6 protein-coding genes, 2 tRNA genes and 1 pseudogene are annotated in these 14,036 nt (G+C 39.9%); 5 read left to right on the top strand and 4 right to left on the bottom strand.

The window, feature by feature from the left end:
* Nucleotides 1-779 precede the first annotated feature (779 nt).
* Nucleotides 780-942, top strand: a pseudogene (locus tag J6836_RS22695) (integrase); the annotation flags it as partial.
* Nucleotides 943-1,002: 60 nt separating this feature from the next.
* On the opposite strand, the gene J6836_RS04700 reads toward J6836_RS22695, so the two are convergent.
* Both J6836_RS04700 and J6836_RS04695 read right to left on the bottom strand, forming a co-directional pair.
* Nucleotides 1,003-1,078 (bottom strand) — tRNA-Thr (locus J6836_RS04700).
* Nucleotides 1,079-1,083: 5 nt separating this feature from the next.
* Nucleotides 1,084-1,171 (bottom strand) — tRNA-Ser (locus tag J6836_RS04695).
* 213 nt (nt 1,172-1,384) lie between these two features.
* On the opposite strand from J6836_RS04695, the gene rcsD reads away from it, so the two are divergent.
* Entirely contained in the window at nt 1,385-4,060 is a 2,676-nt protein-coding gene (rcsD, locus tag J6836_RS04690; protein ID WP_219247253.1) for a phosphotransferase RcsD, read from the top strand.
* Between the two features lies 1 nt (nt 4,061).
* A complete protein-coding gene (gene rcsB, locus J6836_RS04685) occupies nt 4,062-4,712 on the top strand; it encodes a response regulator transcription factor RcsB (protein ID WP_206082322.1) in 651 nt (216 codons plus the stop codon).
* 51 nt (nt 4,713-4,763) lie between these two features.
* Here rcsB and rcsC read toward each other — a convergent pair whose 3' ends face one another.
* Nucleotides 4,764-7,556, bottom strand: a complete 2,793-nt coding sequence (gene rcsC, locus J6836_RS04680) for a two-component system sensor histidine kinase RcsC (protein ID WP_255586396.1) — start codon at nt 7,554-7,556, stop codon at nt 4,764-4,766.
* A 214-nt stretch (nt 7,557-7,770) separates the two neighbouring features.
* A complete protein-coding gene (gene gyrA, locus J6836_RS04675) occupies nt 7,771-10,371 on the bottom strand; it encodes a DNA topoisomerase (ATP-hydrolyzing) subunit A (RefSeq protein ID WP_219247249.1) in 2,601 nt (866 codons plus the stop codon).
* 285 nt (nt 10,372-10,656) lie between these two features.
* Here gyrA and ubiG point away from each other — a divergent pair, with 285 nt between their 5' ends.
* Both ubiG and nrdA read left to right on the top strand, forming a co-directional pair.
* Entirely contained in the window at nt 10,657-11,379 is a 723-nt protein-coding gene (ubiG, locus tag J6836_RS04670; protein ID WP_219247247.1) for a bifunctional 2-polyprenyl-6-hydroxyphenol methylase/3-demethylubiquinol 3-O-methyltransferase UbiG, read from the top strand.
* 357 nt (nt 11,380-11,736) lie between these two features.
* Entirely contained in the window at nt 11,737-14,028 is a 2,292-nt protein-coding gene (gene nrdA, locus J6836_RS04665) for a class 1a ribonucleoside-diphosphate reductase subunit alpha (protein WP_219247245.1), read from the top strand.
* Nucleotides 14,029-14,036 lie beyond the last annotated feature (8 nt).

Here is a 14,036-nt window from a genome sequence, read left to right as displayed (position 1 = left end):
AGAAGAAGATTTATCCTGAGTTTGCAGGTACTGATGAGAAAACGGTAAACCGACCCTGTAATAGCCTGAACTATGCCATGGTAGTGACATACCGATGTAGTGATAAGGAAACAGGGTGCGGATGACATCATGGCGCGGGTCATTAGATCCACTAACGACGCCGAATATATGGCAGCAAACCGTATCAACTCAGAGCTTGCACAACACGGGACGTCCATATATGGCATAGTTAATTTGGTCACCAGGTCAAAGGTATATTATCACTTCACAAACAGATAAGTGACTACTACATGTCCATATCAACGAAAATAATGTACACGCAAGATGTAGTCGCACATCTTTGATAGAGTATAAACCTCGCCATTCTCTGGGCAGCTCTCACAAATAACAAGTTTTTTTACTAGCAATGACTCAGGAACACTCACGCCAGAGTTCACATTAAGCCGCTCATTCACAGAATCATAGATTAAAATCAACACCCTCTTCTCTTCTGCACTGAGTTTTTTTAATATCTTAAATGCTTTTTTTCGAGAGACCTTCACTGAAGAAAATAACGATTCTATATATTTTAGTAATTTCATCTTGTATGCCCAATCAAAAACCAATGTGTTTTTATGTGATATTTTTGCATCATTAATACCGCACATTATTAACAATAACACAACATTAATCACATTAGTTTTAAAAAAAATTTAATTATATAGGCCGATTCAAAATAGATAGGAGATAGCTACTTAGTTTTAAACGAGTTAACACAATTAAGCGACGTGGGTTGTTAGCCCATCTATGGACTGGCAAAAATGCGTGGATGGGAATCAATAGAAATGGTGAGAAGATACGCACATTTAGCACTGAAATCTCACTGAACATGCAATAAAGATCGACGAGCTAATATCACACGATGACACAAATATGGCACAACCACTACTTAGAGCATTGTAATTATGCACACAAATAAAAAGAAAAAACCCGTTAACTCTTTCAAGTTAACGGGTTCTTATTTGGTGCCGGCTACCGGAGTCGAACTGGTGACCTACTGATTACAAGTCAGTTGCTCTACCAACTGAGCTAAGCCGGCTAATTTGGCGGAGAGATAGAGATTCGAACTCTAGGATGGTTACCCATCGGCGGTTTTCAAGACCGCTGCCTTCGACCGCTCGGCCATCTCTCCATGGGGCGCGATTATGGAGGAATCCAGCCTCCTTGTCTACCCCTGAAAGTAAAAAAATTGCTTTTTTTAATTCGTTTGGCTAATCTTCACTCAATTGTTCTCATTTTACCAAGAAAAATGGTAATATCTGTGCAAAATCGGAGTCTACTAGTACTCTAGGCGTATGATTTTTAATCTAATAATAAATTTGCCGATGGGATCGCGTGCTCGAGTATGTACAGACAAACATTATTAAAACCAAATGCCCTTTCACGCATTTTTGCGACATTTGTTTTCCTGTTGATAGTGATGCTTTCATTATCACTTTTTAACTACTATCAAGAATGGGTCAAAAGCCGCCAAGCTGCACTTCATAGCATGGCCGCTAGATTAGCCTATCAAATTGAAGATTATCGTTATCAAGCAAGTCACATTTATAAACTTGCCAATGACAAATCCTCCGTACCGACCAGTAACCCACTTTTCCCGATGGAAATGCGCCACGACATTTATTGGTTAACTAGTGCCAACCAAACCCTAGATGCCATCGTGTTCGGCCCCCAAAAAGCCTCTAGTAATGAACTCGCGACTAAGTTAGCTAACTATATGGAGATTGTTTGGGGGGCAAGAAATGAATACAACTCCATGTATTACCTAAATGGGTTAGATAACACCTTAGTTCTTGTTACTACTCACTCCGTTCTAAAACCTGAGTTACGTTTCAAAGAAAGTTATTTAACACTCACCGCTGAAGAAAAACGTGCCGACATGTTAGCTCAGTCCACATTACTGGATAGACGGGAAATCATCTCTAACGTACAAAAATATTCCCCTGAAAATGTGTATTACTATACTTACCGCCTCATGTTTAATTCCCCTGGGCAGTTAACAAGTGTTATATCCTTTGATATATCAATGAATTCATTGATCCCCACCTCGCTAGATGGTGATTTATTCACAATAAATTCGCGATCTTCTGGTACAGCAAGCCCTGAAGCATACAATACATTAATGGGGATGAATCTTATATTCTCCCAACCAATAGATGGCACGCCCTATCAGCTTTATTATCACATTTCGCTAAAAACGATTATTTTTAATATTATTAGCTATAATTTTTGGCTAATTACTTGCACGATAGCAATGATTTTTTTAGCTGTATCCACGTTAATTTTTCTACGTAAGCGTTTGATTTCACCGAACACATCCATGTTACAAGAACTCCAATTTAAAGAGTCCTTGAATAACGATATCATCAATCGTATCTCCTATGGCATCTTGGTTTACGATTTTAATACCAACACGAAAATTCTCAGTAATAACCTTGCAAACCAACTATTACCTTCAATGGATCTAGTTCATATAAAAGAAATGGCTATGGATAACCATGATTTTATTCAAGTTTCTATTGAAAATAACATCTTCGAAGTCGTGCTCGTCGAAAATGAAGCAATGCCAAATGCAGCACTCTTTATTATTATGGATAAAGATAAAGAAGTTCTAACCCAAAAACGCCAAGAGCTTGCGATGCGCGAGTACCAAAAGAATATTCAAATGCGCAAAGTTGGATTTGAGAACATGTGCAACGAAATTTTACCTGCTCTATCCACAATCGAAGCGCAATTTTCACAGTTAACCCCACCAACTGATACCACTGAACGTGCCATCTTCCGAGAGATTGAAAATCAATTAGTGACAATTTACTCTTGGTTCAATAACATTGAACTTCTTAACCAGTTAGAATCACAAAAAGCCTCACTGAAACCAGAAGCGATTTCTATCGGCCAATTGACCAGCCAGTTTCTCAAGAACAATCTATCTAAAATCAATAATAAAGGTCTATCGCTCTATTTTCATAACAATGTCAATCCAGAGCTGCTGATTGAAGTAAATCCTATTTACCTACAAAACCTTTTACAGCTAATTTGGGACTATTCTCTTGTTACGACCTCTTTTGGAAAGATCGCTTTCACGTTATCTTATGATATAGATAAAAACATCATATCACTCAATATTAGAGACAGCGGTACTGGCTTGAGCAACCAAGAACTGAGTAATCTGCAAAATCCATTTAGTTCGCAAACGGTTAAACCTGCACAGTTTACTCGCTCTGGAGTAACACTCTATTTATGCAAATTATTGGCAAAGAAAATGAACAGCACGCTTTCTATTCGCTCAAGTAGTGCAATTGGAACACATTATGAACTTTCAATTCCTGCCATTGATGAATCTATCGTGTCTGAATACCCTGCACTATTAGAAGACGTATACATTCGTTTAAATATCCACAATGCAGATATCTCACGAATAGTAAGAAGTACACTGTCAAACTATGGTGCTGAATATCTTGATTTAAGTGAAAACTCAGCCCAACCAGATTGGGATTTACTTATCACTGATAACAATGAAGAAGCCTTTGAATATACCGTTAAGGTTGATGGAAGTCTCTCCTCAGTAAATATAATTAACCATAATTATATTGAAGCTAACTACAACTTTGCTGATGAACTGATTGATGCTATTTCTTTATTAATAGAAAATGCGAATACCGATAGCAGTAATATGAGTGAAATAGTTCTCCTTGATGAACCTTTAGCGATCACAGAAAAAGCAATTGAAACCTACCAATTGGCTTTAGCACAAAGTGGTTATCGAGATTTGTTCGTCACAACAGTACCGATAGATATTAATAAACTGTATAATAGTGAAAGTGTTGAGGATTTAACCGAATTGAAAAACACTACACATCGTTTAAAAGGAGTTTTTGCTATGCTCGAGTTTACAGTTCTTCATAAGCTTTGTGAGGATTTAGAACATTACATAGCAGATAAAAACGGAATTGAAATAAGAAATTGCATTAGAGACCTGGATAATTCAGTCAAAAAACTAATGCCAGAAGGTAACCAATAATATGAATAACCTAAATGTCATTGTTGCCGATGATCATCCTATTGTTCTTTTCGGTATTCGAAAATCACTTGAGCAGATCGAATGGGTGAATATCGTCGGTGAGTTTGAAGATTCGACCTCTTTGATTAATAATTTGGCGCGCTTAAATGCTGACGTTCTAGTTACTGACTTATCTATGCCTGGTGATAAGTATGGCGATGGTATTACATTAATAAAATACATTAAACGCCACTATCCAGACCTTTCAGTTATTGTTCTGACCATGAACAATAACCCTGCAATCTTAAGTGCTATCCTTGAGCTGGATATTGAAGGTATTGTTTTAAAACAAGGTGCACCAGCAGATTTACCAAAAGCGCTTGCGGCTTTACAAAAAGGTAAAAAATTCACACCAGAAAGCGTTAGCAAATTACTCGAAAAAGTTAATGCAAGTGGCTATGGTGACAAACGTTTGTCACCGAAAGAAAGTGAAGTTTTACGCTTATTTGCAGAAGGTTTTTTGGTAACCGAAATTGCTAAAAAATTGAATCGTAGTATTAAAACAATCAGTAGCCAGAAAAAATCGGCAATGCTGAAATTGGGCGTAGAAAATGATATCGCACTACTCAATTATCTTTCATCGGTGAGTATTGATAATTCACCTTCTGAGTAATGATTATCATCCTATCTAAACGATAAAAACCCGACTGCGGGTTTTTATTTTTTATTTCGTGCAAAATTGTGTCAGTGTTTCACGTAAAATTGCAATGGTTGTTGGCTTAGATAAGCAGTCATTCATCCCTGCATCAATACAACGTTGTTTTTCTTCTGCCATTGCGTTTGCGGTCAATGCAATAATTGGTAATGTTTCCCCTAAACGTCGCAACTCCTGAGCCAACAGGTATCCATCCATATTTGGCATATTCACATCCGATAAAACAATATCTGCACGGTTATTTTTTAAATACTTAAGTGCATCAATACCATCAATTGCAGTACCTGTACTAAAGCCAATACTGGCAAGTTGCTCACTCAATAACATACGGTTAATTGGATGGTCATCAACAATCAAAACATGATATTCACCTAAACGACTATCAGCCTCAATAATCCCATGATTATTTTGATTCTTCACATTTTCTTCTGCAACTTTAACTAACCATTTATCGATAAGCACCGGTAACTGATCCAACTGATATGTATTATAAATCCATTCATGTGGTCCAGAAGAATAAAACTCCCCTGCATAAAAGCTTGAAAGCCTTATTTGGTCGCTACTTTGCACTTCAACTTTATCTGTAAAATCAGTGATGAGCAGGTCATAAACCCTATCCATATCAATATCATTTCCCGCTACGACGGTAAATTCAGCATGCTTGAGTAAGCGTGATAAAAAGCTCATCAAAAATGCATTTTTGCACGATATGGCAATTTGATAATTTGCGCGATACTCAGGGACATTTTTTTGAATATATTCTTGCCCATACAATGGAATACGTATGGTAAAGGAACTTCCAAGACCATGCTGAGAACTTACTTCAATATCCCCATCCATCAGGTTTATCAGTTTCTCACAGATAGCCAAGCCTAACCCTGTTCCTTTATGCCCTGTATTATTCTGGTCATAAACTTGGAAAAATGGGTCAAACAATTGCATAACAACCGCATGTGTCATGCCAATTCCCGAATCGCGAATTTCAATTTTTAAATAATTATTATCTTTCCAAACATGGAGTAAAACAAAACCAGAATGGGTAAATTTAATACTGTTGTTCACAATATTAGAGACAACTTGCTGTAAGCGCACAGAGTCATTTGATATCAAGTCAGGAATGTCAGGCTCAATATATGAATACAGTGAAATCCTTTTTTTCGACACTAGCGGCAGGTAATTAGCTAAAACAAAAGCAAAAACTTCACGGCAATTGAAAAGCTTGTTTTCAATTTTCAGTTGTTTTGACTCAATTTTTGAAAAATCTAAAATATCACTGATAATTTGCAGCAGTAAGGCGGATGAGTTATCCATCGTAGAGACTAAGCGCATGGCTTTTTCTGATAATTCATAGCGCTGCAATAACTCAATATTCCCAATGATCCCATATAGCGGCGTTCTTAATTCATGGCTCACTGTTGCTAAGAACATCGATTTTGCATGGTTGGCCTGCTCTGCCGCATCCGCGACATCTTGTAATGATTTCTCCATTTGCACACGAATACTGATGTCTATTAATACACAAATTGCAACGTCTTCATTTTGATAACGAGAGTTTACGAAGCTGATTTGTAAATGGGTTCCGTTCTTCGTGACGACATCGATATAATTACTGGTTTTTTGGCGAATAATCGTCAGAACTCGCTGTTTGTCATCATCGTTAAGCAGCCTAAAGTAATCGTGAGCAAGTTCGTTACTCAGTATGTTCCCACCGTCAATTAACCTTAAAATGATAATTCCAACAGGTGCAGATGCGACAATTTTATGATTAAACTGTTCGTGTTCTTCTAAACGGATAGCCGTATTTGCGGCGGGTTCTAACATTTTTCTTTCAAGTAGCCAAATCAAGAAAAACAATAAAACCGCAGTAAAAATATTCAGCATTGTGCCGTAGAATATGGTGCTTTCTAGGTTAGATAAAATCTCTGACGTTGAAATTGAAAAGAAAACTGTTATTTGTGCAGGTAACAACCGTTTTTTAAAAATAAGTTTTGAATAATCAGAGTTAAAGCCAAAGAACGAAGGCTCCGTAATCGTCAATAATGCAGAGCTTTTCGGGTTTCCCTCTGCTAACGAGTATAAAACAGGCTGATTATTAGAGTTTGCCACCATGATTTCGATAGATTTATCTTTGCTGATATTAAATTGATTTAAATTGATGGTACGCTCAATACCGATAAACCCTGTCACAGCCCCTGTATTTTGTATCGGTTGAATCAAATAAATCTGGCCATTATCAGGTTGTGCACCATGTACAATTGTATAGATATTCCGTTCTTTACCTTGAAGTTTTAGGCTTTGATAAGCACGCGCACTTTCATAGCCAACCTTCTTAAGCACTTCAATATCAGAAACCATCGACCGAATTGGATAATCAACTAAGCAATAACTTTGGGAACCAATTAAAAAAACGTGGTTCAACCCTTGAGGGGCGGCAATACTATCTTTCCAAAAATAGTTTAGCTGTTCAAAAGCAAGCAAATACCGCTGGGAGCGGTATTGAAAATAATCACAATCAGAGTTTAGCGTTAGTTTATAGAAAGAGTAATTTGCTGAACCAGGTAATGACATAAACTCGGGTTCATCTTCACGTGATTTTTTATACTCATCCAGTCTAACCCTATGCTGCTCAGTCATAGATTGAATGGCTTGTAGCGTTTCACCCGTTTGTTGAATATAGGATTGTAAGCTTTCAAACCCTGAATGGAATTGCTGGCGAATATCAGATTTGTATTCGTTAAATTGAGAATAGAGAAAAAATAGTGTAATAAAGGCACCCATACCCCATAACATCAAGCCGAGGATACGAAAAAGATCCCGGGACAATCTCAATGATGTTTTAAACGAGGGTAAATATCTCAAGTGCCTTCCTAATTATGCGTTATCACAACAGCTAATTATACTCGATTACAATATTAAAAAACGATAAACATGAAAAGGGTTAAAATGAATAACCAAAGAGAGAAATAAAACGGGCAGCCATCTCTGAGCTGCCCGTTATGTCAGTTAAACGCGTTGTTTATTCTTGATCATTGATATTTGCATCATCAGCACCATTTTCGTCGGTGCTTTCATCTGCATTTTCATCATCTTCAGTTTCAGCAACACGCTGCAATCCAACCACTTTTTCGTCTTCAGCCGTTCTAATCAAGGTAACACCTTGTGTATTACGGCCTACAACGCTCACTTCAGAAACACGTGTGCGAACTAACGTTCCCGCATCGGTGATCATCATGATTTGGTCAGTGTCATCAACTTGAATTGCGCCCACAACGCTCCCGTTACGCTCACTCACTTTAATGGAGATAACCCCTTGAGTTGCACGAGATTTTGTTGGGTATTCTGCTTCTTCAGTACGCTTACCATAACCATTTTCAGTCACGGTTAAGATGTGCCCTTCACCGCGTGGGATAATTAAAGAAACAACTTTATCGTCGTCCATTAATTTAATACCCCGAACGCCCGTTGCAGTACGGCCCATTGCACGCACAGCATCTTCAGCAAAGCGAACCACTTTACCTTGAGCAGAGAACAGCATGACTTCGTTAGAACCATTGGTTAAATCAACACCAATCAATTCATCGCCTTCGTTGAGGTTCACGGCAATAATACCGGCACTTCTTGGACGGCTGAAATCTTGTAGAGGCGTTTTCTTCACCGTACCGCTCGCAGTAGCCATAAAGACGGTGTAGCCCTCTTCGTACTCACGTACTGGTAAAATAGCGGTAATACGCTCATTTGGTTCCAGTGGCAGTAAGTTAACGATAGGGCGACCACGTGCACCACGGCTCGCTTCCGGTAATTGATACACTTTCATCCAATACAAACGACCGCGGCTTGAGAAACACAAAATGGTATCGTGAGTATTGGCGACTAATAAACGCTCAATAAAGTCTTCGTCTTTCGTCCGTGCCGCTGACTTACCTTTACCACCTCGACGTTGTGCTTCGTAATCCGTCAGAGGCTGATACTTCACATAACCTTGGTGAGATAAAGTCACAACAACATCTTCTTGATTGATAAGATCTTCAATATTGATGTCAGCGGTGTTTTCAGTGATTTCAGTGCGACGTGGATCATTGTAAGTGCTACGAATAATTTCTAACTCTTCGCGGATCACTTCCATTAAGCGCTCTGGGCTTCTTAAGATAAACAGCAGTGCTTCAATTTGCACTAACAGCTCACGATACTCTTCCAGTAATTTCTCGTGCTCAAGACCAGTTAATTTTTGCAGACGTAAATCAAGGATAGCTTGTGCTTGTTGTTCAGTCAGGAAGTATTGACCGTCATGGACACCAAATTGGTCTTCAAGCCACTCCGGACGCGCCGCATCATCACCTGCACGTTCAAGCATTGCGGCCACATTGCCTAAATCCCAAGAGCGTGCAATCAGCCCTGCTTTTGCTTCAGCTGGCGTAGGTGCTTTACGGATTAATTCAATAATTGGATCAATGTTAGCCAGTGCAATGGCTAATGCTTCAAGGATGTGCGCACGGTCACGAGCTTTACGCAGTTCGAAAATCGTACGGCGAGTCACCACTTCACGACGGTGACGAACGAAGGCAGCGATAATATCTTTCAGGTTTAAGATTTTTGGTTGGCCTTGGTGTAAAGCAACCATATTGATACCGAAAGACACTTGCAGTTGAGTCAATGAATATAGGTTATTCAGAACAACCTCACCCACCGCATCGCGTTTGATTTCAATCACAATACGCATACCGTCTTTATCGGACTCGTCACGTAATGCACTGATACCTTCAACACGTTTTTCTTTAACTAATTCAGCAATTTTTTCAATCAGGCGCGCTTTATTCACCTGATAAGGAATTTCGCTGACAATAATGGTTTCGCGACCATTTTTTTCATCGACTTCCACTTCGGCACTGGCACGGATATATACCTTACCACGACCGGTTTTATACGCGTCGATAATACCACGGCGGCCATTAATAATAGCTGCAGTTGGGAAATCTGGCCCAGGAATGTGCTCCATTAAGCCTTCAATGCTAATATCTTCGTCATCTATATAGGCAAGACAACCATTAATGACTTCGCCTAAGTTGTGAGGCGGAATATTGGTTGCCATCCCGACAGCGATACCTGATGACCCATTAACCAATAGGTTAGGGATTCTCGTTGGCATGACTTCAGGAATTTGCTCTGTACCATCATAGTTTGGAACGAAATCTACGGTTTCTTTTTCAAGATCCGCCAGTAACTCATGGGCAATTTTCGCCATACGGATTTCCGTATAACGCATTGCGGCTGCGGAGTCCCCGTCAACCGAACCAAAGTTCCCCTGACCATCTACCAGCATGTAACGCATAGAGAAAGGCTGAGCAAGACGAACAATTGTCTCGTAAACAGCGATATCACCATGTGGATGGTATTTACCGATAACGTCCCCGACTATACGGGCAGATTTTTTATAGGGTTTATTCCAATCATTTCCCAATACATTCATCGCAAAGAGTACTCTACGGTGTACTGGCTTCAGTCCATCTCGAACATCTGGAAGCGCACGGCCGACGATAACGGACATTGCGTAATCCAAATACGAGCTTTTCAGCTCTTCTTCGATATTGACTGGGGTGATTTCTCTGGCAATCTCGCTCATGGAACCACTGTCCCTCATAACTTCGGATTCAAAGAGTAGAACTATACCACAATTCGCCAATTTAATAAAAATAAGAGACGGGTATTTGTCTTTCAAGCTATGTATAATAGCGGAAAATTAAGTTTATGTGTCCGAAACTTGTGGGATTATTCATTAATAACTGCCTTAAGTGCATTATTGTCTAGATTATGACCATCAATGATTGACGGGCACCTATCACCGCGCCTAATTCGTATCATCATAATAGGCAATAACGGTTATAGGGTTAAAATAGGAGTTTTATCAATGAGTGATACCCAAACACCAACATACTTGAATGTCGATAAACAAGAAATCGAGAAATTTGAATCCATTGCATCACGTTGGTGGGATTTAGAAGGGGAATTTGCCCCCTTGCACCGTATTAACCCATTACGCCTTGGTTATATCATGCAACGTGTCGAGGGTATTTTTGGTAAAAAAATTCTTGATGTCGGTTGTGGCGGCGGTATTTTGTCTGAAAGCATGGCGCGTGAAGGTGCAGAAGTTACGGGTCTTGATATGGGCGCAGACCCGCTGATGGTCGCTCGCTTACACTCCCTCGAATCTGGTATCCCTGTTGAATATGTTCAAGAAACCGTTGAACAGCACGCCGATAAACACCCTCATGCTTATGACATCGTCACTTGTATGGAAATGTTAGAGCACGTTCCTGATCCACAGTCTGTTGTGAGAGCATGTGCAAAATTAGTTAAACCGGGTGGTCATGTGATTTTCTCTACCATCAATCGCAACAAAAAAGCATGGCTGATGGCCGTCGTTGCCGCTGAGTATGTCATGAAGATGGTGCCGAAAGGTACACATGATGTGAATAAGTTTATTCGCCCTTCTGAATTAATCGGTTGGGTTGACGGAACACCACTAAAAGATAAGCATATCACGGGGTTACATTACAACCCAATCACAGATAAGTTCTGGCTGGGGCCAAATGTCGATGTGAATTATATGCTCCATACAATTAGTGAGTAGTTAAGTAATCACGAAAAGAATAAATCGCAAGCAGTACGTTTAAGAAACCAGCAAACGATCGCAATTTACAAAATTTATTTTAGTCATCATGTCGGAAGCCTTTTTTTTATTAGTCCCTTTTACCATGCAGCTTACCGACATGATCACTTTTCTTATCCAACCAGTTATCCACAAGAATCTTCTAATTTGTTCACTTGATAAAATCGCATATTAACATTATCTTGTTATAAGACCTTTAGCTAACTACTATATATAGTAGTTAGCTAAAAGTAACCATACTAGTCTCATGATGTACTTCATGAGACTTTTTTATGTTGAAATATATTACTATCGCAATATTTAGAGGTGTATACATTCATGAATCAAAGTCTACTCGTCACGAAACGTGATGGACATCAGGAGCCTATTGAGCTTGATAAAATCCATAAAGTTATTACTTGGGCGGCAGAAGGTCTTCGTAATGTCTCTGTTTCGCAAGTAGAGTTACGTTCTCAGATTCAGTTCTATAACGGCATCAAGACCTCTGATATCCATGAAACCATGATCAAAGCTGCGGCGGATTTGATCACTGGTGATACCCCTGATTACCAATACCTTGCTGCACGCCTTGCTATTTTTAACCTGCGCAAAAAAGCCTATGGTCAATTTGAACCACCAGCACTCTACAAGCACGTAAAACGCCTTGTTGAAATGGGCAAGTATGACAAGCATCTTCTGGAAGATTATAGCGAAGCTGAGCTGAATGAAATGGATTCATTCATTGATCATAGCCGTGATATGACATTCTCCTATGCCGCAGTTAAACAACTTGAAGGGAAATATTTAGTTCAAAACCGTGTAACAGGCGAAATCTACGAAAGCGCGCAATTCCTCTACATTTTAGTCGCGGCTTGCCTATTCTCCCATTATCCGAAAGAAACTCGTTTAGACTATATTCGCCGTTTCTACGATGCGGTTTCAACATTCAAAATTTCTTTACCTACGCCTATTATGGCGGGGGTACGTACACCGACTCGTCAGTTCAGCTCTTGTGTCCTGATTGAGTGTGGTGACAGCCTTGATTCCATCAATGCGACATCAAGTGCGATTGTTAAATACGTTTCTCAGCGTGCTGGAATTGGCGTGAATGCGGGCCGTATCCGTGCATTAGGTAGCCCTATTCGTGGTGGTGAAGCTTTCCACACTGGCTGTATTCCGTTCTACAAACACTTCCAGACTGCGGTTAAATCTTGCTCTCAAGGTGGTGTCCGTGGTGGTGCTGCAACCTTATTTTACCCAATTTGGCACCTTGAAGTTGAAAGCCTGTTAGTCCTGAAAAACAACCGTGGGGTTGAAGGTAACCGTGTTCGCCATATGGATTACGGCGTGCAATTGAATAAATTGATGTACGAACGTTTGATTAAGAACCAAGACATCACCCTATTCAGCCCTTCAGATGTCCCAGGTCTGTATGATGCATTCTTTGCAGACCAAGATGAATTCGAACGTTTATATGTGCAATATGAGCAAGATGAGACCATCCGTAAATCCAGCGTTAAAGCGGTTGAGTTGTTCTCATTAATGATGCAAGAGCGTGCGTCAACAGGCCGAATTTACATTCAAAACGTTGACCACTGTAATACACACAGCCCATTTGACCCGCAGGTTGCCCCTGTCCGTCAATCTAATCTGTGTTTAGAAATCGCGCTGCCAACTAAACCATTGAATAATATCAATGATGAAGAAGGCGAAATTGCATTATGTACACTGTCTGCATTTAACTTAGGTGCGATTGATAGCCTTGATGAATTAGAAGAGTTAGCCATCCTAGCAGTTCGCGCATTGGATGCCCTACTCGACTACCAAGACTACCCAATTATTGCAGCTAAACAAGGCTCTATGGGTCGCCGTACATTAGGTATTGGTGTGATTAACTATGCCTATTACTTAGCAAAACACGGTGTTCGCTATTCAGACGGTAGCGCAAATAATTTAACGCACAAGACCTTTGAAGCTATTCAGTATTACCTGTTAAAAGCATCAAACGATTTAGCGAAAGAGCAAGGTGCTTGCCCGTGGTTCAATGAAACGACCTATTCACAAGGCGTATTACCTATCGATACCTATAAAAAAGAACTCGATAAGTTAACCAATGAACCACTGCATTACGATTGGGAAGCGCTGCGTAAAGATATTCAGACTTATGGTCTGCGTAACTCAACACTGTCTGCTTTGATGCCTTCTGAGACATCATCACAGATTTCTAACGCAACCAATGGCATTGAGCCACCGCGTGGCTACATCAGTATTAAAGCATCAAAAGACGGCATCTTACGCCAAGTAGTACCAGATTACGAAAACCTGAAAGGGGCTTATGAACTGTTATGGCAAATGCCATCTATCAACGGCTACCTGCAACTCGTTGGTATTATGCAGAAATTTATCGACCAGTCGATTTCTGCAAACACAAACTATGACCCAACTCGTTTCGAGAGCGGCAAAGTACCAATGAACCAATTGCTAAAAGATTTATTGCTCGCCTATAAGTTTGGTGTGAAAACACTTTACTACCATAACACCCGCGATGGCGCGGAAGATGTTCAGGGCGATCTGGAAGAAGTTGTTGAGTCAGCAGATTCCGATTGTGAAGGCGGCGCGTGTAAAATTTAATAGGAATT

The organism is Providencia sp. R33, assembly GCF_019343475.1.
Taxonomy (GTDB): Bacteria; Pseudomonadota; Gammaproteobacteria; order Enterobacterales; family Enterobacteriaceae; genus Providencia.
This window is presented reverse-complemented; position numbering and strand designations above follow the sequence as displayed.

Excerpts from the sequence above, each read along its gene's own strand:
- gyrA (WP_219247249.1), bottom strand. The coding sequence starts at position 10,371 with ATGAGCGAGATTGCCAGAGAAATCACCCCAGTCAATATCGAAGAAGAG.
- rcsB (WP_206082322.1), top strand. The coding sequence starts at position 4,062 with ATGAATAACCTAAATGTCATTGTTGCCGATGATCATCCTATTGTTCTT.
- ubiG (WP_219247247.1), top strand. The coding sequence starts at position 10,657 with ATGAGTGATACCCAAACACCAACATACTTGAATGTCGATAAACAAGAA.
- rcsD (WP_219247253.1), top strand. The coding sequence starts at position 1,385 with ATGTACAGACAAACATTATTAAAACCAAATGCCCTTTCACGCATTTTT.
- nrdA (WP_219247245.1), top strand. The coding sequence starts at position 11,737 with ATGAATCAAAGTCTACTCGTCACGAAACGTGATGGACATCAGGAGCCT.